A 24,448-nucleotide genomic window follows, 5' to 3' on the forward strand; every position below is an offset into this window, starting at 1 on the left:
AATGTTCTACCGCCAACTCCAAATCAGGCTCACGCGGCTCCGAAGCAGACAAAAAATGAGATTTCCTACCGAATTTTGTCTGCCGCTGCGACCAATTCCGTCTCACGCCGCATCCAAATCAGCCGACCACATCAGACACCCCCCTCACCCCCCATCCCAAAAATCCGCACAAAAAAGACCGGACAACAGTAAGCGGTCGTTAAAACAGCGGTGTGTACACAAATAGCCCGAGATAGTATTATTATCTCAGGTTATTGCGTATGCATCGTTTTTATTTTCTTATTTATGAGGTAAGATCGATGTTCCATGGGAGAAGTTGGCGGAACCTTTCAGGATCAAATACCTCAATGTTGGTAATCTCCGTTAATACTTTTCTCAAGTATTTTTCAGGATCCAACTGATTAAGTTTGGCCGTATATATCAGCGACAGCGCAACGGCATTAGCCCTTGCGCCTTCAAAAGTTGACGAAAACAGCCAGTTTTTTCTCCCCATCACGCTCTCTTTGACAGCGCGCTCTGCGCTGTTGTTGGACAATTCAAAATATCCTTTTTCAAAGATGTTCAGAATATGCTTTTCTTGACCCAGGGCGTAGTTTTTGGCTCTTCCCAATGCTGACTTGGCAGATGCGGTAACTGAAGCTATCTTGGAAAATACCCGCTTGACTACAGGAAGGAGTTTTCTTCTTCGATAGTTCAAGCGTTCGTCATCATTGAATTTGGTTGAGAGTTTTCTTTCCAATTCAAAGACTTCATCGATGTCTTTGACTATTTCTCCGCTAAAAGATTTTGAGGCTTTGTAGCTGCTGTTTTTCAAAGAATCGACAAAATAGCGACGAACATGAGCCAGGCACCCCAGGTGTCTGGTCCTGTCGAGAAAATTATATCCGGCATAGCCGTCAGTTTGGACATAACCATTAAAATCGCTCAACAATTTCTTGGCAGTATCGGATGATCTTCCGTCACTGTGAGTAAATGCGGCAATATTTTTTTCTTCAAATTTTCCACTTGTGACAACCCAATAATAAGTGTTTGCTTTTTCTGAAGCCAAAGTATTATAAGGTGTTTCATCCACATGAAGAAATCGCTGCCTTTTCAGCTCTTTCAATAAAAGATCATACAGCGGCGAAAGCTGATTGTTGAAGACGTCGATCATCCATTTTGACATTTGTTGACGAGTCAACGGCAATCCCCTAAGCTTCCACATTGCCTCCTGGCGATAGCAAGGAACTTTGTATACGTACTTCATCGCGGCAATATGCGCAATGATCGAAGGAGATCCTGTCTTACTGTGACTGATGAGCGAACGGGGCATCGGAGCTTTTGAAATCTTCGAATGATCATCCGAAGAACATTCAGGGCACTTGTATACTGCCTGATGATGTTCGATAAGCCTGAGTTTTGCCGGTACGAACTTCACCTCTTCACGAATCTTAGGATTCGCGACCTGAACGAGACGGGCACAACACTTAGGGCAGGAACATTTTTCATCAGGCATCACATGATTCACAATTTCGACCGGAATTTTTGAAGTATCAATCTTCCGGTTTTTTTTGCGAATCTTTTTGGTATACGATTTTACCGAAGCCTCTTTGGAATCTTCAGTCTTTTCGCTTTGTTCTTCTTCCAGATCAAACAGGTCTAATTGTCTGTCATCTTCTTGAAGACGGCGCGTTTTTTCAGTTTTTTTTCCAAAAAGTTTGCTTGTCAGAAAAGCAATTCGTTCATTCAGTTCAGCGACTTGTTGTTCCAGCTCTTTGATACGCTTATCTTTTTCGTCCATCTCGTTCACCTCCGTTCCGTATGCATGAATTGAATTATACATGAAAACTCCTGCCAAATCCATATAAAAATGTAAGGCAGGAGTATCAATATTTAACAAAGCAGCCCTTTTTCACAAGGAAGAATGGTTTTCTTTTCCTCTACGGAAAATCCGGCCAAGAGTCTGCGCAATTGATGCGCGTTTATCTTTTTGACCTCGCTCTGATTTCTCGGCCACTGAAAGCGTCCGTTTTCGATGCGCTTGTAATACAGCACGAATCCTGTTTTGTCCCAGTAAAGAGCCTTGAAACGATCGGAACGTGTACCGCAAAACAGAAAAATCGCATTATCATAGGCGTCCAAACTGAACGCCTCGGTAACAAGAGCAGCCAATCCGTCTATCCCTTTGCGAAGATCGGTCTTACCGCAAATGAGATAGATTTTCATATTATTTATATTTGGAAACATTTTGATCACGATACCAAAGATAGTTGTTCAAATTTTTGAGAATCTCTCTCGAAGCTCCGTTGTAGATTCGGATTTCAACATCTTCCGTAATAATTTTCGCAGCCATTTCCCTGACCGGTCGATATGTTTCTTTAGGGCTTAGGTCAACAAGGTTGACTTCCACGACGTCATCCAATTTCATAATTAAACCTCCGATATACTTGATGTCTAAAGCATACCAAGATATCGGAGGTTTATGAAGAACGCTATTTTAACGACCGCTTACGGACACAATGCCCGGCCTCATTTCATATTCAATTAAACGCCCATTTCCTTCTTAACGACATCCACGATTTCCATTACGTAGTCATGAACGAGCTCTTGCGTCGGAGCTTCCGCCATGACGCGCAGCAAATCTTCGGTGCCGCTAGGTCGCACGAGCACGCGACCTTCGTCTCCCATCTTGTCTTCAACTTTGGCAATTGCGGCTTTGATGACCTCGTTGTCCAACGCCGCCTTCTTGTCGGTCACGCGAACGTTGACGAGTTCTTGAGGATAAGTCGTCACTTCCGCAGCAAGTTCGGACAATTTCTTCCCGGTCTGCTTGATGACGTTCAAAAGCTGCAGCGCCGTCAACATCCCGTCACCGGTCGTGTTGAAATCAAGAAAAACAACGTGGCCGGATTGTTCGCCGCCGACATTGTAGCCGTCTTTGCGCATCTCTTCGACGACGTAGCGGTCGCCGACTTGAGTCTTGACGGAATTAAGGCCATTTTTGGCCATCGCTTTGTACAAACCGATGTTGCTCATAACGGTCGTCACGATCGTATCCTTCTTCAATCGGCCGCGTTCGCACATATACTTGCCACAGATGAACATAATCTTGTCGCCGTCGACGATATTGCCAAGCTCGTCAACCGCGATGCAGCGATCGCCGTCACCGTCGAAAGCAACACCGACTTGAGCACCCTGTTCAACGACGAACTTGGCCAAAGCTTCGGGATGAGTCGAACCAACGCCCTTGTTGATGTTGAGTCCGTCCGGATTCGTTGCCATCGTGTCAAATTCAGCGCTGAGATCCGCAAAGAGTCGTGAAACCAAATTGCTCGTCGAACCGTTGGCACCATCAACTGCGATGTGCATTCCTTCAAGATCATCCGGAATCGTTTGTTCAAGGAATTGCAAATACTTGAGCGCGCCTTCGCGGTAGCTGCTGACCGTTCCCAGGCCTTCTGCAGAAGGACGCGGAAGATCATCAGTATTTTTTTCAAGCAAAGCTTCGATTTCTTCTTCTTGATCGTCCGAAAGCTTGTACCCGTCACCACCGAAGAACTTGATGCCGTTGTCTTGAACCGGATTGTGTGAAGCAGAGATCATGATTCCTGCATCAGCATCCTGCAAACGAACGAGATAGGCAACGCCAGGAGTCGTCATGACACCCAAAGTGAACACTTCGATTCCGACTGAAAGCAAGCCGGCAATCAAAGCCTGTTCAAGCATTTGCCCTGAAATGCGTGTATCGCGAGCAACCAGGACGCGTGGCTGCTTGCCTTCAGCATGCTGTGTCAGCACGTAACCACCGCAGCGACCTAGTTTAAATGCAAGTTCAGGAGTCAGTGTCTCGTTTGCAATGCCTCTGACACCATCTGTACCAAAATATTTCATTTTAAAAAATCCTCATTTCTGTGTTTATCTAATCTTCAGAAGAAGATGAAACTGACGACGAGCTCGAACTATTAATTTTGCTGCTGTCATCATCTTTTTTGTTATCCTCGTCATTGTCAGTCGTCGTCTGCTTATCCGAACCGGAAGAATCGTTTGAACCGGTCGATCCGCTCGACTGAATCTGGCTTCCTGACGACTGAACTTCAATCGTTACTTGAACCGAATTCGGCGAAACGGACGTAACGCCCGCTTCGGTCGGAGAAATTTTAATCGTCTTCGTCGTCGTGCTGTTAATCCCGACAATCGGAACCTTTAAGATGTATGAAGAAATCGACTTGAGAGCCGTCTTCGTTCCGTGGAGAGTGATCGACTTCGTTGACGAAGTGAAATTATAGCTTTTACCGGAAACTCCGCCAGCGCCAGCTTCAAGCAGCAATGGCACGGTCTTCGTTGACGTTGCCGAATTAATCGGAACGGTCACATGAACCTTTTCCGGACTGATGACGACGTCTGGAACCGGTTTGCCGTTTTTGTCGATTGCTTGCAAAATGACGTTTTTTGAATATGCGGAGTTTGTTCCGTCTGGCAAATTCACATTCGCAACCACGCTGACGATTTTTTTGATAGACTTCTGTCCGCCCGTAATGCTTACCGTCCGGCTGCTCAATATCGGTGTTCCGGCAGCGTATCCGCTTGAAATCTGTCCAGTGTCGTAGCGTGTCTGAATCGACATCGTGATCGTCTTGCGACGTTCGATCTTGATGACGGCCGAATCGGGATCAATCGAAGCCGTTACTTCTTTGCTGAGTCCGGAAGTCTTGAATTTGACGGTATGAGTGCCTGATTTCAGCTTCGACAAATCCGCATAGACTTCAAAATTGCGCGTATTGTCCATCGCCTTGACCATCGCGCTCGGACCTGAAAGTTTGACCCGAACCTTTTCCGGATATCCGGTCACGAAATACTTGTCGTTGTCAACGTTGACTGCAAGCGGCATCGTCATCTTGAACGTTTTGTTCGTCATCAAAACTGCCGGCGCCTGAGGCTTGTTGTCAGTCGTTCTCGTTGAACCCAGGCGCTGATAATTTACGTAGAAAAACAAGAGCAAGGCAAACAACAGCGAAACAAGCTGATACAAAAACTTCGTATTATCAATCTTAGGGAATTTCAATGCTTGTGCCCTCCTTTCCAGAAGGCTTGGGCAACTCTTTCAAAAAAGGACTGCTTCTTGTCCTCTTCCTTTGGAACAAGCTCGTTTCTCAACAGCTTGAGATAATCCTGACGAGCAAGATCGCGAATCAGTTCGTTGTTCTTCGTAATCGTCACGCCGCCGGTTTCTTCTGAAACGACAATCGTCAACGCATCCGTAACTTCACTGATGCCAACGGCCGCACGGTGTCTTGTTCCGAGCTCTTTTGGAATCAGGTTGCTTTCGGAAAGCGGCAGATATGCGGCGGCAACTGCAATCTTGTTATCCTTGATGATAACCGCGCCATCGTGAAGCGGCGTATTCGGAATGAAAATATTGATCAGCAAAGCGCCCGTAATATTGGCATCCAGCTTGATACCGGTTTCGATATAGTCTTCAAGGCCGGTATTCATCTGAATAGTGATCAAAGCACCGATTCTACGCTTTGACATGTACTGAATCGCCTGATCCAAGGCCTCGACCATCTTCTCTTCGTTATTTTCTTTCTTATTATATGACGTAAATAAGGAACCGCGCCCCAAGTGTTCAAGACCGCGTCTGATTTCAGGTTGGAAAATCACGATAATTGCAATAATCCCCCAGTTGATCACCTGGTCCATTATCCAAGAGAGCGTCTCAAGACCAACGTACCAACTGATCAATTTGACGACGATGATGACGACGACACCCTTGAACAACTGAACGGCCTTGGTCCCGCGAAGCAGCATCATCAACACGTAGATCACGTACCAAACGACCAAAACGTCCAACACGTTGACTACATGCTGCAAAGTGAAGATACTTCCTAAAACCTGCAACAAAATACCCCCCTCAATGTTTATTTTTACAACTATACATTATATCACGTCCACCGTAAAAATGTTACTTGACAAAAGACGACGTTAAAATCTAAAAATTTTACAACGATTGATGCAAAACCCAAAAAAACACACCGGTTTTTGATACAATAGAATTATCAATAAAAAGGTGGTGGAAAAAGTGTCTAAAAGATTCAAATGGGTGGTCAGAACTGCATTTTTCATCTACATCATCTATGCGTATCTGACACTCTACCGCCAAGGGAACTTTTTCAGTTTCCTTGCGCTCAACACGTTCCTGGCATACCTCCCAGTCGAGATTTCGTTTCACATGAACGAAAGTCAGTCAAAAATCATCTACTGGCTCCTCTTCGTATGCTGGCTCCTCTTCTATCCGAACGCCCCGTACGTTTTGACGGACCTTTTTCACCTTGCGCGCGTGAATCCCTACGATGCCGCAACCGGCCTGATGAAGTTTGACCTTCATCTCTGGCTTTATTTCACAAACCTTGTCATAAGCGCTTTGTCCTGTTGCCTGATGGGCGTCTGGAGCCTCGAATACGTCACGCAGACGATTCAGATCAGGTTCCGCAAGCCAGGTCTCGGTTGGCGCACGATCATCGTGACTGTCCTGACGATTTTCTCATCAGTCGGTGTCTACGTTGGCAGATTCCTGCGCCTGCACACGGCCTACCTCTTCTTTGATCCCGGTTTCGTCATCAAAGAACTTATCACCATGTGGAGTCCGCGCATGCTGGCCTTCGTTTTCATGATGTTTCTCCTGCAGATGACGGTCTGGGTTTCGATCACGATCGGCCGCATCACGATTACGAACCTCGATTCAAAATATAATCTTCAATGAGTCAGACGTTTGTCTGGCTTTTTTGTTAATCGCAGTCCCTCTCTCGCTGCAGACGCTGATTTGAAACCGAAAAGCGCCCTCTTCGGTCAAATCCAGTGACCGAAGCCGCCAAAGTAGACAAAAAACAGGAATTTCTACTCATTTTTGTCTACCGCTGACTCAAAATCCGGCTCACGCGGACCCGAAAGTAGAACAAAATCTCCCAAAATTGAAAAAATATTCTACTGCTGACTCAAAATCCTGCTCGCGCGGCTCCCAAAGTAGAACAAAAATCCCCAAAATTGAAAAAATATTCTACCGCCGACTCGAAATCCGCCTCGCGCGGCTTCCAAAGTAGAACAAAAATTCCCAAAATTTAAAAAATATTCTACCGCCGACTCGAAATCCGCCTCGCGCGGCTCCCAAAGTAGAACAAAAATTCCCAAAATTTAAAAAATATTCTACCGCCGACTCAAAATCCTGCTCGCGCGGACCCGAAAGTAGAACAAAAATTCCCAAAATTTAAAAAATATTCTACCGCCGACTCGAAATCCGCCTCGCGCGGCTCCCAAAGTAGAACAAAAATTCCCAAAATTGAAAAAATGTTCTACCGCTGCTCCCAAATCCAGTCCGCGCGGCTTCCAAAGTAGAACAAAATCTCCCAAAATTGAAAAAATGTTCTACCGCCGACTCAAAATCCTCATTCACCGCCTGAAGACAATGCTTTCACCACCCCTCTGCCTCAATTCACCCCTCTGCCTCAATTCACGCCTCCGCCTCAGTCTAAGATAACGCTTTCGCTTCCTCTACACGCACCTATAACATCCCTCACCACGCACAAAAAAATAGCGAGAATTTCCACCCAGAAAATCCTCACTATTTCGTCTCTCGATCACAAAACCAAATCTTAGTCAAAAACCTTAAATCTCACGTCGTCTTCCAAAAATTCCTTGTCGTCCGCAGGAGCTTCAATCGAGCCAAACGGCATTTCGGCACGCAGTCTCCAGCTTTCCGGAAGATCGAATTGCTGCTTGATCGCATCATCGATCAACGGGTTATAGTGCTGAAGCGAAGCACCGAGGCTATTTGCTGCCAAAACTTCCCAAACGGCCTGCTGTGCACCGCCGATGCCTTGTTCCGCCCAATCGGCAAAATTGTCGGCGTAAAGCGGAAAATCTTCTTCCAATTTCTTGACGGTTGCTGTTTCCGTAAAATACAGTACCGTTCCGAAACCTGCCTTGAAAGTTGCGATTTTTTCTTTCGTCTTCAAAAAAGCATCGTCATCTTTGACGACTTTTCTGAGTTCATCCAAAACAATGTCCCAAACACGATCCGAAGATTCGCCGAACGTAATCACTGCACGGACCGTCTGACTGTTGAATGCGGTCGGAGAATTTTTGACTGCTCCTTCGATCAGTTCGGTAATCTGCTCATTATTCAGTTCGATGTTCTTTCCGATTGCGTAAATCGAGCGCCGTTTCTTTAAAAATTCAATTGCGTTATTCATGTCTGATCAGCCTTTCTTATTGCTTACTTTACGTAAGTATAGCGTACAATCGAAGCAAAGTAAAAAATTATGCTCACTGCTTTCAAATCCAGTAATCATCGTCACCCATCGCCTCAACGCTGCCAAGCAAATAACCGTTTCCGACCTGAGAGAAGAAATCGTGATTTGACGTTGACGTCGAAATGCCGTTCATGACGACGGGGTTGACGTCTGTGGCCGTTTCTTCAAACAATGGCTCAAAACCAAGATTCATCAAGGCTTTGTTGGCATTGTATCGTAAAAAGATGCCGACGTCTTCGGTCCATCCGAGTTCATCGTAAAGTTCATGCGTATACTTCTCTTCGTTTTGATACAGATCGTAGAGCAGATTGACGATTTCAAATTTCAATTTCTCCTGTTCTTCTTCTGCCAAAGCCCTGTATCTTATCTGAAACTTATATCCGATGTAAGTTCCGTGAACCGACTCGTCCCTCAAAATCAGCTTGATTATTTCGGCCACGTTGTTAAGTCGATTGTGTCCGAGAAAATAAAGCGGCGCATAAAAGCCTGAATAAAACAGAAACGACTCCAGGAAAACGGAGGCCGCCTTCTTCATCAAAGCATCGTCTCCGCGATAAATCGCACAGATCTTTTCTGCCTTGTACTGAAGATACTCGTTTTTTTCCGTCCATTCAAAAATCTCTTCAATTTCTGTCGGCGTATTGAGCGTCGAAAAAATCGACGAATAGCTTTTGGCATGCACGGATTCCATAAATTCGATATTGTTCAGCACGGCCGTTTCATGCGAGGTCAAGGCATCCTTTTTAAGCGCGCTCATCCCGTCAACCGACTGCAACGTGTCAAGCAAGGTCAGCCCTCCGAAAACTTTTTCGACTAGCGCATGCTCTTCTTCTTTCATTTTCTTCCAATCGTTGAGATCGTTTGACAAGGGAATTCTGGTATCAAGCCAGAATTGCTCCGTCAGCTTTTCCCAAACCGCCTTGTCCAAGGCATCATCCAACACGTTCCAGTTTATGGCACGATATGTTTTTTCCATTTAAATCACACAACTTTCGCATTCGGCAAATTTGTCTTCTTCATCCTGATCGGTAAACGTTCTGACGTAATAAATCGATTTGATTTTCTTTCGGAAGGCATAGTGCCTGAGAATCGTCAAATCGCGCGTCGTCAATTCCTCTTTGTGACCTTTTTTCCACTCGTAAAGATCAGCAGACGGCTTCGATCGCATGAACAAAGTCAGGCTCAGCCCTTGATCGACGTGCTTTTGCGCCGCCGCATAAGTGTCGATGACGCACCTCATGTCAAGGTCATAGGCGCTCGTGTAGTAAGGCAGCGTTTCTTCGGAAAGACCGGGCGCCGGGTAGTAGATCTTGCCGATCTTCTTTTCCTGCCGCTCTTCCACGACCCTGACGATCGGCTGCAGGGATGCGGTCGTGTCGTTGATGTAAGAAATCGATCCGGTTGGCGCAACGGCGAGTCTGTTTTGATTGTACAACCCGTGTCTCATTACGTTTTGGCGCAGTCTGCCCCAGTCTTTTGCGCTCGGAATGAAAATTCCTTTGAAGAGTTCTTTTGTTTTTGAAAAATGCAGTGTCGAATCAGCATTTTCATATTCTTCGAAATAGCTTCCGTCCGCATACCTGCTTTCTAAAAAACCATCAAACATCTGCTTCTTCTCAATCGCAATTTCGTTTGAAGCAACCAGCGTCCAATAGTTCAGCAGCATGAAATACGTCGAAACGAATTCCAGGGCTTCTTTTGACCCGTAGCGAATTTTGTTTTGCGCAAGGAAGGAATGAAGACCCATTGCCCCCAGTCCGATGGCATGCGCCGTTTCGTTTCCGTGAGCTACGGAAGGAACGCTTTTGATGTTTGATTCGTCGGAAACTTCCGTTAAGGCTTTCACCATCGTTTTGACGGAACGTCCAAAGTCAGGTGCTTTCATCAAATTTGCAATATTCGTTGACCCAAGGTTGCAGCTGATATCACGTCCAAGCTTGACGTATTCCTGCTCGTCATTGATGACGGACGGCTCCTGCACCTGCAAAATCTCTGAACAAAGGTTGCTCATGACGATTTTGCCCTTGACCGGACTGCTGTCGTTGACCGTATCGATATTGACGATATAAGGATAGCCCGATTCTTGCTGAAGCTTTGAAATCTCTTCTTCAAGCATTCTCGCAGAGATTTTTTTCTTCTCGATCCGAGGATTTTCGACCATCTTCTCGTATTCTTTGGTCAGATCGACGTAGGAAAACGGACAATGGTATTCTTTTTCGACCGTGTAAGGTTCAAAAAGGCACATCTCCTCGTTTTTGCGCGCAAGCTCATAAAACTTGTCCGGAACGACGAGTCCCAAAGAAAGCGTCTTGACCCTGATTTTTTCATCGGCATTTTCTTTTTTGGTCCCGAGAAATTCCAAAACGTCCGGATGAAAAACGTTCAGATAAACGGCGCCCGCACCTTGTCTTTGCCCCAACTGATTTGAATAGGAGAAACTGTCTTCAAGAAGCTTCATCACGGGAACGACGCCCGAAGCCGCCCCTTTGATCTGCTTGATGCTGGCTCCCCGCCCGCGCAGATTGGAAAGGTTGACGCCGACGCCGCCACCGATTCTTGACAGCTGCAGAGCCGAATTGATCAGCCGTCCGATCGAGTTCATGTCGTCGGTCGTCTGAAGCAAAAAGCATGACACGAACTCACCGCGTCGTTTTCGTCCGGCGTTCAGAAAACTCGGCGTTGCCGGCTGAAACCGCTGATGAATGATTTCTTCTCCGATCATCTCCGCAAGTTCTTCATCACCGTCGGCAAACGTCAGCGCACATGCCAAAACCCTGTCGCAAAAATCTTCGAGCCAGATTTTTTGATCATTCGTTTTCATGGCATACTGCGCATAAAACTTGTAGGCAGACATGAACGTCTTGAATCTGAATCCTGCTTTTCGCAGCCTTTCATCCAGTCCGTCGATGAACTCAGAAGTGTATCTTCCGAAGACTTCCTCATCGTAATAGCCATTTTCGACCATCCATTTCACGTGCTCGTGCTTTTTTTCAAACCGCTTGATCTTTGGCTTGACTTCGTCTTTCAAAAACAGCTTCAACGCCGCCTGATCCTTGTCCAGTCTGATCCGCCCGTCTTCCGGCAGATTCAGTTCATTGTTGAGCTCGAACCATGGTTGTTTTTCGTTCAAGTTCTCTCACCTCTTCTTCAAAATTGTCAACGTCTTCCTTCGTTCCGGAAAACTCGAACGCATATATCAGCGGAACGCCGTACTTTTTGGCAATCTCCTTTGCGGAAAAAACAAACAGCTCGGCAAAGTTTCGATTGCCCGATCCTGAAACGCCGGCCAAAAATTTCTGATTCTCACCGGTTTCAAGAAAATCAAAAACGGGCGCGATAAACTCTGCTTCATAGGTCGGAACCACCAGTACGTACGGATCTTTCATCTCCAGCTCAGCGGTCGGATCGATTTCAATCGTCTCGTAAGCGTTGAGTTTGGCCGCAAACCGTTTAGTCTGACCAGTCACGCTAAAGTACACGACCTTCATAGGTTAAAGGCCTTTTTCATTTTTTCCTGGTCAAATCCAGTGCAGACGACTTTGTTCGAGTCCTCAACCACCGGCAGAATTTTGACTCCAAGCTTGCGCAGCCTTGCCATTGCGGCTTCATCTTCATCAACGTCGACTTCTTTAAAATCAAGGTTATGTTCATTTAAAAATCTTTTGGTCATCATGCACTTCATGCAGCCTTTGCGACTGAATACGGTTATGTTCATAATATCAATCCCTTCGTTTCAATTTATAATGATTATAACCGCTTGAATCCATTAGCACAACATATCGAATGCATTTTGTTTCACGCACAAGATGTTGTATCAATTATTAACCTGGCTTAGAATCTTTTTAAACTGGCATTTGGCAGGCTTTTTATGTCCATGAAACTTTATCAACTGAAGCCCGGAAAAACTATGCTTCAAATTAAAAATCCACCCTTGACATCAATTTCAAATCGGCTCTATTTTTGTGACATTCGCAACAATATCTCAAACATAAGCAGCAAAAACTTCAAAATCATTCATCAGCCGCTTGTTGTCAAAAAAGAGTTTTGATGTTACAACGAAAGTTCAGAAAAGCCTTACCGGTTATTCGCCAAGACCTATGCAAGTCGTTTCACAGTGACGACCTTGAATTATTGCATTTAGTCGCCCCTGAACTTTGGCAGGTTAAGGCGACTATTTCTTTTTGACGTCAAAAGCATGTCCGATAGTGAGCGTGCTTTTTATTTTTTAGCAGCTTCCAAGCCATCCTTGCAAAGCATTGTGTCAAGGCGGGCCTTACGGGCAAATCTTCGTTTTTGCAAATCTGCCCGTAAATGCCTGTCGATTACGGGCAAAACGTCGATTCCTGTGATCTGCCCGTACCCCCCAAAAACCAGACCAACGACAAGCCCGCCCCTTTCGCTTCTCTTTTCTGCACATCACCAAGCGCTGCATAAAAAAACCGGATGATTCGCAATAAATCGCAAATCATCCGGTTCTTTAATTTGTGACTGGTTTGTCAAAACTTCTTGACAAATTATTTATTAACGCTCAATTTGTCCGTTTCGTTCTTCAAGTTGTCTGCAATATCGCGCAAGTCGGCAACGTGCTGCGTGAATTCGTCCATCGTTGCCAAAACTTCTTCGGAATTTGCGGAAACCTCTTCCGTTCCAGCTGCGTTTTCCTGCGTTGAAGCAGAGATGCTTTCAAGTCCTTCGAGCACTTTGCCTTGAACTTCTTCGATCTTGTCTGAAGATTCGGCAACGCCTGCAACTTTTTGTGCCATTTCCTGATTGCGCTTGAAGACTTCCATCGTCGATTTGATGGCTTCTTGAATCAGCTTGGACTGCTTTTGACCGCCTTCAACGGAACTGTTCGTCTTGTCGACCATTTCAGTTGACTGATTCTTGATGTTGTCGATGATGTCTTCGATTTCCTTCGTCGAGGCCGCGCTTTGTTCGGCAAGCTTGCGAATTTCTGCCGCAACGACTGAGAAGCCTTTGCCGGCTTCGCCTGCGCTGGCGGCTTCAATCGAGGCATTCAATGCCAGCAGGTTCGTCTGACGCGAAATCTCGTTGATGACGTTGATGATCTTAGTAATGTCTTGAATATCCGCATTCATGTTCTGAACACTCTGAGACAGAGCTTTCATATCATCGAGTTCAGCCACCCAGTTACTGTTGACACTGTCCATCGTGTTCATATTGTCCTGATTGATTTTGGCAGATTCGTCGGATTCAGCATGCATGGCCTGAACACTTTCGTTCAACTCATCGATAACCTTGGAAAGTTCTTCCAGTTTAGTTACGCTTTCCTGAGTTTCCTGAGCCTGTGAACTCGTAACTTCAGCAATGCCAGTAATCGTTTGGGCAACTTCTTCCGTTGCCTTGCCCGTCTGCTTGGAGAGTTCAAGCAATGAAGCTGATTTTTCCGCAACGTTTGCCGACTGTTTCTTGACGTTTCCAATCAATTCACCGACGGCATTGATCATTTTATTGTAACCGAAAGCGATTCTGTTGAATTCGCTGCCATCTTGTTCAGGATTTACGAGTTTTGCCGTGACCTTTTCAGCAAAGTTCTTGGCCTTGCTGCGATCAACCTTGATTTCGTTCAGATTGCCGCTTTCTGCTTCCTTAAAGTAATAAAGCAATGTTTCGGAAATTCTTCTGAAGATGCCCTGGATCGTCATTGCAGCAATGATGATGACAATTGCAACGATAATCGCAATCACGCTGGCCGTCTTGATCATTGTCCGACGTTCGTTTTGAAGGTCGTTTTTCATCACGTACGAATACGCCCAGTACTTGCTGCCGTTTTCGCCCTTGTTAAAGTAAATATCGGTAATCTTTGATTCGCCCTTCAAATGAACAAATCCTTTGCGCTTTGAAGAAGCCTTGATTGCCTGATACATCTTGTCGTTTTTCAGACTGTTGCCGCGACTGTAATGACTGTCATCAATTGCGCCCTTTGAGGCAAGCACAATTCCGCCGTTTGAAACAAGCGTCACGCGACCCGTCCGACCGATCCTGACATTGCCGATTGGACGTTCAATCGCATTGAACGAAACGTCGGTGCTGACAACGCGAATCTTGTTGTTGTCTGTCTCGTAGGCATATGCTGCCGTGATGACATACATGCCGGTTTGGACATCTTTATAAGGAAGAGTCCAGATTACGCTGCCCATGTCGGAAACAGCTTTCTGATACCATTCACGTGTCGTCGGCTTGTAACCTGCAGGAAGCTTGTCGGAGCTTGCGTAGTTGTCATCCTGATCGGCAACCGTTGCCGTAAGGAGTGAGTCATTTGCATTGCAGAGCTTCTTCATTTCAAGCTCCAGGTTCTTCTTGTCGAATTTGCTCTCTTTAAATTCAGGGTAGGTCGCCATTTTCTTCAGCATCTTTTCAGAAGTCGACTGAAGATGATTGCGCTCTTCCTGAATAAGATCAACGGCACTTTCCTTGGACAAATCGTTGCGTTCAATCAGGACATCAGTTGTCGTGCTGATCGAACCGATTAACATAACGAGCAACGGAAAAATGCCCACTACAACCAAAATTCCGGTAATCCACTTGCCGATTGAGCGTTGCCCTTTCTGTGATGTGTTCTTTTTCATGTTGATACGTCCTTTCGATAATATTTTGTTGAACTAATCCTCATAGGGTTTATCGGACAAATAATTATGCTATTTTATGCAAATAACATGAAAAAACATCGAACATAAAATGAACACCGTCATTTCAATTACAAATATCACTCTTTTTTAGCTAACGTACAGTTATATATACATAAAAGGCGACAGACGCCATGCGCCTGCCGCCTTCGCAGCTGCCGTTTCATTCCTTTTTCAACTTACCGTATGAATACTTCAACCAAAGCTTCTGTCTGAACTTGCCAAAGCGCGTATTCAGTCTCAACTCAAATGTCCTCATCAAAATCCCTCCCAGCAAAAACCAGTGACAACAGATTTTGACTCATCAAAAGCAATGTCGTCCTGTCTCCCCCAAAAGCCAGGCAATCAATGCTTTACATCTGAATCATTTGTAGGCCTACAAATATAATAACGAATGGGGGAAGGAAAATTGAACGGGAATGTGGATATTTATCACTTAGATTTTCAAAAAAGGGACATAATTTCCCGAAATTGTTAAAACTTTTAAGAAATATCAAAATTACTTTTAACACGATGTTACATTCAAGCCAACCATGTAATATCTTTAAGATCAATTATTATTTTCACGTTCCTTTTTTTTATTCTCAATTTCTGAATAAAATTCATTTAAATCAGAAGAGCAATCGCTTATTTTACCTTCCAATAGTTTTTTATACAATTTTCTATCCTCATCGTCGTTTTTAATATCAAATACACGAGTATACTTAAATTCACTCGGATTCTTTCTAAAACACCAACAGTAAATATTGTCGAATATCTTTTGACATAAAACTCCAATATCTATAATCCTGTATTCCGTATACTCTAAGGATTCTCCTCCAAGCAAAAGATATATTTCTTTACTAACTTTATCAGAATCATCCGGATTATCGTCATCACCGACAGGATCATTATCAATCATATTTACAATTCCGTCATGGACAAAGTCACAACGAAAACTATACAACACTTCTGGAAAACTATTGCCAAGAACTGCTTTTATCCATCCATCGTGTATAAACTTTCCACAAAAATCAGTATAACATTTTTTATCTTTCCAACTTGTATATTTTTTTACTTTACCATGGCCTGTCTTATCAATCCATTTATAATTCTTGTATCTATCTCCCTCATCTGCAAATTCAATCCGAGAACAAATACTCGGTAAAGATAATGCCACAGATATTGCACTCCAATAATTTTCGTCCTCTAAAGCCTTTCTTCCAGCCTCAATTAAATTCACAATGTTGAAATAACTCATGTTACTATCCTCCTAAAAATATCCTCCTAAAAAATATTGAATTTCTACGAAACTCACCTGTGAAATTTCATGGATTTGTAGTTTATGTAAAAGACGGTTGTAAAATGTAGGAAATCGGTGGTTTGAAATTATCTATTTTTATGCATTTTTATATACTCATTTTCTAGATAATTTGAGGAATGAGTACATTGATAAAAGATATTATTAAAGCAATGCAGGGGTTCACAACCTGTTGCCAGACGTTACGGGATGAATCCCAACCATCAAAACTGCCTACCAAAAACCGCTTGAAATCATTAAAACGAAATATTAACAAGGATATTTATGATTTTATCTGTGGAAAAGGATTCACCGAAAAATAAATAATCGCAAAGGACTTCTGTCTCGATTTCAAAAAAGAAGAAACCAAGAAAGAAAAAAACAGAGTCGAACATACGATAGAATTGATTGCTCAGGTCAACCGGGAAGAAAAAGTAACTTCGTGCTATAAAAACGTCATTCCGAATCAGTTCAGCATTTTTATGTATGTTCCTCTCTATTCAAAGAGAAAGTATCTGAGGATGACGATAGACCGAAAAAAAGACGCTCTTTTTGAATGTTTGTACAAAAAGTTCGAATATATGAGTGGGTTTCTCAAAAAATATGGTTCGATAACATGTTGAACTTTGTCAACCATAGAAGAGTCGAATGTGATCCAAAGCACAAAGAACTTTTATCTTCTTTTACGCATGATGCCGATTTCAAACTCAGACCGCAGACTAAATCTGTCAAGGATAATGAGTAGAACAACTCCTTATGACGGTGGATTTTCAACCGTCATTGAGCTATCTCAAATCGTTGGTGATATTTGTGATTGTCTCAATCACGATAAGTAACAGTCAACCAATCAGGTTATAAAAAAAGATCATCCCAAACCTTGAATCCATCTCTTTCCTAACAATTTACACATATCAAAATACGAAAAGCATCCAGAGATTCCATAATCAGATTGAAGAATCGTCAATACTCTGTCTCCCCTAATTATATCGGAAAAGAGGCTGAAATTAAATCATCTGACGATAATAAAGGACACGAAATAAGAAAACACTATCTGACCAACAATCCTTTCGTCTATAATTATGACGACCACCGCAAAGTGTTGATTTCTGATTTATTTGAGGAACCGTCGGAATATTTCAATAAAATCAACTCGTATGATATGAGCTTCACAAAAGAATTGACAACGTTAACAAACAAAGAGACTAAATATCGTAACGAACAGAAATCATTACCATAGCACGTTTCTCAATCGTCAAAGAAATACACGTCCTTCATTTTACGTTTCAAGAGACAATCAACAAATCAGAAATAATAGAGATTACTGGTAAGTACCGGTGTCGTAAAAACGCATATTGAGATAAGTATCAGTGTTGATTCATTCCAATAGAGAATCAAGAACATTCTTAATAAACTGCCGCAAGCTGATATTGAGATTATAATAAACGCCGCAAATCTGTTGCGTTGGCTAATTAACAACAGATACGAGAGATATCACGATCAAAGTTCTGTTGCCAAGTTGGGAGAAATTCTGCCTAATCAAATTGCGGCAGAAACAATTTTGTATCGTTTAATTCATCACTCAAAGATCATAAAAATGAATTGAATATCGTACATGGTTGCGTCATCACTCAAAAAACGCAGAAATCATACAATTTTAAATTGTCCTTTTCTGATGTCAAGGGTGGATTTAAATTGTCGTTTTATGGCGGTTTAAAAATGTATGATTTGGGCGGTTTAAGAACTGACCGATGCTATATAACTTTCCCTTGAGCTTAATCACGTGTGAGTGATAATAGACAAGGCGGTCTAAAATGGCTTCTGCGGTTGCCGTGCTATTAAGGACGGTTCCCCAACTTGATAATGGCACATTGGTCGTTATAATCGTTGATTTGCGTTCATAACGGCCATTTATTAATTGAAACAGCAGCTTGGATTCATTCGCCGATATCGGTAAATACCCGAGCTCATCAATGATTAACAGATCATACCTTTCGTATCGACGCATTACTCGTTCCAAATGTTGCTTTTCTTGAGCTGACTTCAATCTGAGAATTAATTCGTGACAGTTTATGAATAATGTTCGCACGCCTTGCCGGCATGCTTCGATGCCAATTCCGATGGATAGGTGTGTTTTGCCCACGCCAGGACTGCCAATAAAGATAATGTTCTCTTGATTATCCAGAAATGACATGGTCGCAAACTCGTCGATTTGCTGCCGATAATCCGCAATTGATGCGGCCATATTATTTAAATTCAGCTTCGTTAAATTGTCGATTAGTCTTTGATATTGATTCATTTTATTCCCCTATCTGATCATAAATGCTGAGATTATTAAGCATATACTGATCGATTTCTTCATCCGTTTTGCCTTCCATCAAATCACTTTTAAAAATGGCATGTTTATCACGAGAATCGTAATTAAACTGTTTATTGGTTAAATCGTGTTTCTTGATTTCAGATCCTTGATAGAAGATACGGATAGATTTACCATCAGTATCCGGTTTGATTTCAACCTCTTTTCCGATATAATTAGGGGAGACAGAGTATTGATGGTTTTGAAATCTAATCATTGAGTCTTGCGATACTTTTCTGGTTTGGACGCTGTCGAAGTATCTTGTGAGATCGTAATTGAGAGGCCGGAAATGCTCTTTTTCTTTTGCCCATAATTCAACCGGCTTCCGGTTATTGCTTTGTGACTTCTCGTGATTTAGGCGTTTGGCTAATCGATTAACGATATCATTCAAGTCATTAATGGTACAGAACTCTCCATCGTAAGGCTTCAGTCGTCCCATCGTTCTTGCCAATGCTTCAACGCAGCCTTTGGTTTGCGGCCTAAATGGCCGACAAGCGATTGGATGAAATCCCGCATCATGACTAAATGATAAAAATCGTTCGTTAAATCGATGATGGTGAAAGTCAATTAATTTATGGTCAACGACAGTCGACATATTATCAAACCAAATCTCTTTGGGAATTCCACCGGTAGCCTTAAAGGCTTCAAATAAACATTTGAATAAAGTATCCTGTTTCTGATCCAGGGTTAGTTTTAAAAACTTGAATTTGGAATAAGGCAAGACATATAAGAAAATACTGAATGTATGTGAAACACCGTTCCGATCGGTCATTGTGACCTGTTCTTTCCAATCAACTTGAGCACTTAATCCAATTGTATGCTCAACTCTAATCGTTGCCTTTTTTGTTTGTGCTTTACGAAAACGACGACCATAATCTTTAACGATTGTGTACTTGCCGGTAAAGCCTTTTTCAACGATAAAGTCATAAATCGATCTGGCAGAACAACCTGCAGCGTATTTGTCTTCAATGATGTCTTGATATCCGTCCAGCTTACTGCGACGGCTACGACGCTTCCTGACAACTGATGTTTTATCGCTCTGAGCTCTTAAATATGCCGCTTTGACGGTTCTTGGATCAACATCATATTGTCGTGCAACAGCGGAGTAATTTGGTTTTATCTTCTCTAACACAAAATATCTCATCCTTTCGTAAACGTCTTTTCGCATACTCACCACTTCCTCAAAAGATTAATAAAGTGAGTATACAAAAAATGCAGGAAAACCGACAATTTTAAACCGCCGATTTCCTACATTTTACAACCGCCCTTTACATTTTCTTGAAATCAATCACAAAAACAACAAAAATGAAGCTGCCGCTTCACGAATTTTCATTCGTTAAAGCGACAGCCCCTTTTTTCTTAAAAATTGACCTACACATCCGACATATCATCTAACCCATCTTCCAAACCTGTCAGTTTTTATTTTTCCCCTCTTATTCTCTTTTCCTTACCTCTTGCTTCAAATGTATTTACTTCCATTTTCTTCCGTTTATAATGGCAGCTATGGAGGTAATGATTATGAATCAGAAAGAAAAAGTATTTTCAAACAGTTTTATTTTAGTTGTCATCGGACAAATCATTTCACTTTTCGGAAACAGCATTTTACGCTTTGCTCTTCCACTTCATCTTTTAACCGTAACCGGTTCTCCGGCTCTTTATGGAATTGTAACTGCACTTGCTTTTATTCCGATTATTTTATGCGCTCCAATCGGAGGCGTTATTGCTGATCGTGTAAACAAGCGAAATATTATGGTTTGTCTGGATTTTTCCGTTGCAGGCATCATGCTTGTATTTTCTCTTTTGTACGGCAAAGTCAATGTTGTTATTTTGTTAACCGTCGTATTGATGTTGCTTTATGGTATTGCAGGTGCATATCAGCCATCCGTACAAGCCAGTATTCCATTTCTGGTAAAAGAAGACGGTATTATTTCCGCAAACGCTATTATTAATATTATTTCTTCGTTATCCAGTTTAATCGGTCCGGTCATTGGCGGCATTTGCTACAGCTTTGCGGGATTGACTCCAATCCTTATTTTAAGCATTCTGTGTTTTTTTACTTCTGCCATTATGGAATTGTTTATCAAAATGGATTGTGTAAAACGTCCGTTTGACGGAAATGTACTTTCTGTCATCTTTCATGACATGAAAGACACGGTCATTTATATCAAAAATAAACAACCAATTATTTTTCGGGCACTTATCATGTGTGCGCTCGCAAACTTTTTATTCTCTTCCTTTTTAACCGTCGCGCTTCCTACTTTGATTACGCAGACGCTTGCTTTTCCTACGAATGAAGCTTCCAGACTCCTTGGTTATACAGAAGCCGCTATGGCATTCGGAGGACTGGTTGGTGGACTTCTTGGCGGAAAATTTTGTAAAAACTTTAAAATCACAAACATCTATCAGTTTTTGTTTGCTTTTGCTGTATTTTTATTGCCAATCGGAGGTGTACTCTTACTTCACGCACCTTCCTATGTATGCTATTTCACCATTACAATCTGCTGCTTTTTTATGATGATGTTTTCCAATATTTTCCTGATTATATGTATGTCCTATATACAGATTTACATTCCATCGGATAAAGTAGCAAAAACGATTTCTCTCGCAATGATGATTTCGCAATGTGCCCAGCCTTTGGGAAATAGCTTTTACGGCTTACTCCTACAGTATTTCATAAATCACATTGGTTTTATTACCATTCTCGTTGCATGCGCAACTGCAGCGCTTGGAATTCTATTTTCCAATGGGCTAAAAAAAGACTTTAAATCACGCTGACTTGAAAAAGTAAATTCCAGTGCAGGGGTAAATTCCACTACGCTTTAAAATTCTTTGATTTTTGGGGATTGTGGGAGGCTAAATCCTTGTAAAACTGTTATAATTAGATTAACTTTCCATAAAACATCTTAATTTCAGGCATGGCAAACAAGCCTCTGGATAGTTTATGTGCAAAACTAAATTCCACAGGCCACATTCAAAAAATGTGAATTGTTAAGTTCCAGTCTGACAGCAGGTTTTTATGCTAAGTTAGTGGTTAAAGCGTATCAGCTTAGGCGTCAGATTGACTTTATCGGATGGAATCGACCTAAGCTGAAGTGCTTTTAAGATGTCTATGCCATAGTTTTCAAGTGCTACGTCATACGGTGTTCGACCACCAAGACTTTCTCTCGGGGTTGAATTTATGTGATCTACGATAGTTCTTAAATCCCACTGGGTGAGATATTCAAAGCTGGTCTTTTTAGGAAGAATCATTCGAAGCATGGTATGAGCCTGCTCGATGCCGCCTTTTTGACCGCTTCTCATCGGATCACAGTAATAGATGCTTGACCGCATAATGCCATGAATGCCATTTTCGAGAGACTCCGGATCTCCGAATTCAGATCCGCGATCCGTAAGAATCGTGTTGAACAAGGTTAAAAAATCATATGTGCCAAGCTGGTGCTCCAACTTGTTAAAAACAAGTTTTACGGCGCCTTTGGTGCATCTGTTCATAATGAATGCAAGAAACAGTTTTTCACGGGTTAAGAAGAATGTCAGGATGACACGCTTTGAGTCCTGCGATGAGTGAACGGTATCCATTTCAGCAAAGTGGTCAAGCCCAAGGGCTTGAAAATCAGAAAACATACGTCTGATAAAAACAGACCTGTCTTTGATCTGGGTCTTGTGTACTTTGCGGGGGTTGAATTTTACCTGGCGTTTCAGGTCGATGTTCCTTGCAGACAGAATTCCTTTATCAAGGTAAGAATACAGGGTCCGCACAGACAGATCGAGTTCTGGGTGATTCGTTATAATCTGATACGGAGACTGTCCCTGAAAAATCAGAGGCGTGATGACCATATCTTTCTGATGCAGTTCATGTCTGGTCATGTTTATACCGGCTCTGGACTGTGAGAGACATTCTTTGTATTTGCGATCAGCAAAAATAGCATCATAGCGGTATTTGTGGGCAATCGTGCAGTGACTGATTGCTTTTGGACACCCGTTACACACATAAGGTGCTTTATCAAGTCGGTTACATCGTTCTTTGATAAAGTCCGGACATGTCTGGTTGCAGGTTGGACAGGTGGTACATTTGACACCACAGAGAATGATCTTGCCACAGGCATTGACTTTTTTGCAATGATATCTATGGATGCAGAAGTTATGTGCATTGTTAAAACAGCCTTTGTGATACCAGTCGCTGAGCCTGTGCAGTCTGATTTCTTTTGAGATTGTTGTTGGATCTTTACAAAGATATCTTGCAATGTCCTTAAAAGAACAGCCAGTATTTAGGGATTTTTCAATATATTTGCGATCTTCGAGAGTAAGATGCTTTTGATTACCGGGAATATATTTGCTCATGCTAGTTCTCCTTCTACTGCTGTCAGAAAGCCAACCTGAGCATACCACTTATGATGTGCAAGGTTAAATTCCACTTGTGCAGAAGAGAATTCCACCGTATAAATGGATGGTGGAATTAAACTTTGCAATTTTCAGACTTTAAATCACAACAACTGGAAATGGAGAGTTCAATATTATGAAAATGTAAAGGGCGGTTGTAAAATGTAGGAAATCGGCGGTTTAGAATTGTCGGTTTTCCTACATTTTTTGTATACTCACTTTATTAATCTTTTGAGGAAGTGGTGAGTATGCGAAAAGACGTTTACGAAAGGATGAGATATTTTGTGTTAGAGAAGATAAAACCAAATTACTCCGCTGTTGCACGACAATATGATGTTGATCCAAGAACCGTCAAAGCGGCATATTTAAGAGCTCAGAGCGATAAAACATCAGTTGTCAGGAAGCGTCGTAGCCGTCGCAGTAAGCTGGACGGATATCAAGACATCATTGAAGACAAATACGCTGCAGGTTGTTCTGCCAGATCGATTTATGACTTTATCGTTGAAAAAGGCTTTACCGGCAAGTACACAATCGTTAAAGATTATTGTCGTCATTTTCATAAAGCACAAACAAAAAAAGCAACGATTAGAGTTGAGCATACAATTGGATTAAGTGCTCAAGTTGATTGGAAAGAACAGGTCACGATGACCGATCGGAACGGTGTTTCACATACATTCAGTATTTTCTTATATGTCTTGCCTTATTCCAAATTCAAGTTTTTAAAACTAACCCTGGATCAGAAACAGGATACTTTATTCAAATGTTTAGGCGTGCGAACATTATTCATAAACTGTCACGAATTAATTCTTAGATTGAAAGCAGTTCAAGAAAAGCAACATCTAGAACGAGTAATGCGTCGATACGAAAGGTATGATCTATTAATCATTGATGAGCTTGGGTATTTACCGATATCGGCGAATGAATCCAAGCTGCTGTTTCAACTAATAAATGGCCGTTATGAACGCAAATCAACGATCATAACGAACAATGCGCCATTATCAAGTTGGGGAATCGTCCTTAATAGCACGGCAACCGCAGAAGCCATTTTAGACCGCCTTGTCTNTCTATCACTCACACGTGATTAAGATTAAGGGAAAGTCATACCGTTTAGCATCGGTCAGTTCTTAAATCGCCCTTGACACCCTAAAGAAACATATCGACCGGTCAGGAAATGGCTGCGAAAATTATTATAGAAGATGTTGAAATCCGAATTTACAACGGAGCTTCGTAGCTTCAGTTACCGCATCTGCCAAATCAGCATTGGGAAGAGCCAAAAACTACGCCTTGGGCCAAGAAAAGCATATTCTGAACATCTTTTAAAGTGGAAAGAAGTTTTGGGATTTTTTTGCACACAAAAAAATAGAACCGAAAACACATGCACATTTCCGGTCCTATAAACAGGAATATTTATTGCCCCATAGGGGGTAGATGTGGTATAGCACTTGGGATATTAAAAAACAAGTGTAAATAGCAACAAAATGATTGATAATAGATTTGGTATTAATTA

Annotated in this window: 18 protein-coding genes and 1 pseudogene; 3 read left to right on the forward strand and 16 right to left on the reverse strand. The window is 42.4% G+C overall.

The genetic code is table 11. From position 1 onward, the window contains the following. Window positions 1-283 precede the first annotated feature (283 nt). From tnpC to cdaA, 6 genes are all read right to left on the reverse strand, one after another. Entirely contained in the window at window positions 284-1,843 is a 1,560-nt protein-coding gene (gene tnpC, locus LRC_RS10735) for an IS66 family transposase (RefSeq protein WP_082271488.1), read from the reverse strand. A gap of 29 nt (window positions 1,844-1,872) precedes the next feature. After that, on the reverse strand, window positions 1,873-2,205 hold the full coding sequence (gene tnpB / locus LRC_RS08025) for an IS66 family insertion sequence element accessory protein TnpB (protein ID WP_014073767.1): 333 nt from the start codon (window positions 2,203-2,205) through the stop codon (window positions 1,873-1,875). 1 nt (window position 2,206) lies between these two features. Further along, window positions 2,207-2,407, reverse strand: coding sequence for a hypothetical protein (locus LRC_RS08030; protein WP_014073217.1), 201 nt, complete (start codon window positions 2,405-2,407; stop codon window positions 2,207-2,209). A 116-nt stretch (window positions 2,408-2,523) separates the two neighbouring features. After that, the gene (gene glmM / locus LRC_RS08035) at window positions 2,524-3,870 is read right to left on the reverse strand and encodes a phosphoglucosamine mutase (RefSeq protein WP_014073933.1); all 1,347 of its coding nucleotides are present in this window, start codon (window positions 3,868-3,870) and stop codon (window positions 2,524-2,526) included. Window positions 3,871-3,898: 28 nt separating this feature from the next. Continuing rightward, a complete protein-coding gene (locus LRC_RS08040) occupies window positions 3,899-5,041 on the reverse strand; it encodes a CdaR family protein (RefSeq protein WP_014073934.1) in 1,143 nt (380 codons plus the stop codon). Continuing rightward, window positions 5,038-5,880, reverse strand: coding sequence for a diadenylate cyclase CdaA (gene cdaA, locus LRC_RS08045; protein WP_003691761.1), 843 nt, complete (start codon window positions 5,878-5,880; stop codon window positions 5,038-5,040). The genes LRC_RS08040 and cdaA overlap by 4 nt, the downstream gene beginning before the upstream one ends. A gap of 178 nt (window positions 5,881-6,058) precedes the next feature. On the opposite strand from cdaA, the gene LRC_RS08050 reads away from it, so the two are divergent. After that, a complete protein-coding gene (locus LRC_RS08050; protein WP_014073935.1) occupies window positions 6,059-6,739 on the forward strand; it encodes a DUF1361 domain-containing protein in 681 nt (226 codons plus the stop codon). 886 nt (window positions 6,740-7,625) lie between these two features. Here LRC_RS08050 and LRC_RS08055 read toward each other — a convergent pair. The 9 genes from LRC_RS08055 to istA all read right to left on the reverse strand — a co-directional run bounded on the left by LRC_RS08055 (window position 7,626) and on the right by istA (window position 19,732). Further along, on the reverse strand, window positions 7,626-8,225 hold the full coding sequence (locus LRC_RS08055; RefSeq protein WP_014073936.1) for a nitroreductase family protein: 600 nt from the start codon (window positions 8,223-8,225) through the stop codon (window positions 7,626-7,628). 82 nt (window positions 8,226-8,307) lie between these two features. After that, a complete protein-coding gene (nrdF, locus tag LRC_RS08060; RefSeq protein WP_014073937.1) occupies window positions 8,308-9,261 on the reverse strand; it encodes a class 1b ribonucleoside-diphosphate reductase subunit beta in 954 nt (317 codons plus the stop codon). Further along, window positions 9,262-11,415 (reverse strand): class 1b ribonucleoside-diphosphate reductase subunit alpha, encoded by a 2,154-nt coding sequence (nrdE, locus tag LRC_RS08065; RefSeq protein ID WP_014073938.1) that lies wholly within the window; start codon window positions 11,413-11,415, stop codon window positions 9,262-9,264. It abuts the gene before it with no gap. Further along, window positions 11,378-11,773: a class Ib ribonucleoside-diphosphate reductase assembly flavoprotein NrdI gene (gene nrdI / locus LRC_RS08070; RefSeq protein ID WP_014073939.1), complete on the reverse strand. Its 396-nt coding sequence runs from the start codon at window positions 11,771-11,773 to the stop codon at window positions 11,378-11,380. The genes nrdE and nrdI overlap by 38 nt, the downstream gene beginning before the upstream one ends. Beyond that, window positions 11,770-12,000: a glutaredoxin family protein gene (locus tag LRC_RS08075; RefSeq protein WP_014073940.1), complete on the reverse strand. Its 231-nt coding sequence runs from the start codon at window positions 11,998-12,000 to the stop codon at window positions 11,770-11,772. The genes nrdI and LRC_RS08075 overlap by 4 nt, the downstream gene beginning before the upstream one ends. A gap of 799 nt (window positions 12,001-12,799) precedes the next feature. Beyond that, a complete protein-coding gene (locus LRC_RS08080; RefSeq protein ID WP_014073941.1) occupies window positions 12,800-14,875 on the reverse strand; it encodes a methyl-accepting chemotaxis protein in 2,076 nt (691 codons plus the stop codon). A 607-nt stretch (window positions 14,876-15,482) separates the two neighbouring features. Further along, window positions 15,483-16,172 (reverse strand): hypothetical protein, encoded by a 690-nt coding sequence (locus tag LRC_RS08085; RefSeq protein ID WP_014073942.1) that lies wholly within the window; start codon window positions 16,170-16,172, stop codon window positions 15,483-15,485. Window positions 16,173-17,898: 1,726 nt separating this feature from the next. After that, window positions 17,899-18,507: an IS21-like element helper ATPase IstB gene (istB, locus tag LRC_RS08095; protein WP_014073944.1), complete on the reverse strand. Its 609-nt coding sequence runs from the start codon at window positions 18,505-18,507 to the stop codon at window positions 17,899-17,901. Between the two features lies 1 nt (window position 18,508). Continuing rightward, on the reverse strand, window positions 18,509-19,732 hold the full coding sequence (gene istA, locus LRC_RS08100) for an IS21 family transposase (protein ID WP_014073945.1): 1,224 nt from the start codon (window positions 19,730-19,732) through the stop codon (window positions 18,509-18,511). A gap of 350 nt (window positions 19,733-20,082) precedes the next feature. Between istA and LRC_RS08105 the strand changes: the two genes are divergently transcribed. Continuing rightward, window positions 20,083-21,339 carry an MFS transporter gene (locus LRC_RS08105; protein ID WP_014073946.1) on the forward strand — a complete coding sequence of 419 codons (1,257 nt, stop codon included), beginning with the start codon at window positions 20,083-20,085 and terminating at the stop codon, window positions 21,337-21,339. 249 nt (window positions 21,340-21,588) lie between these two features. Here LRC_RS08105 and LRC_RS08110 read toward each other — a convergent pair whose 3' ends face one another. After that, a complete protein-coding gene (locus LRC_RS08110) occupies window positions 21,589-22,902 on the reverse strand; it encodes an IS30 family transposase (protein ID WP_014073947.1) in 1,314 nt (437 codons plus the stop codon). 809 nt (window positions 22,903-23,711) lie between these two features. On the opposite strand from LRC_RS08110, the pseudogene LRC_RS10750 reads away from it, so the two are divergent. Beyond that, window positions 23,712-24,069, forward strand: a pseudogene (locus LRC_RS10750) (ATP-binding protein); the annotation flags it as partial. Between the last annotated feature and the right edge of the window lie 379 nt (window positions 24,070-24,448).

It is taken from the genome of Ligilactobacillus ruminis ATCC 27782, assembly GCF_000224985.1.
GTDB lineage: Bacteria > Bacillota > Bacilli > Lactobacillales > Lactobacillaceae > Ligilactobacillus > Ligilactobacillus ruminis.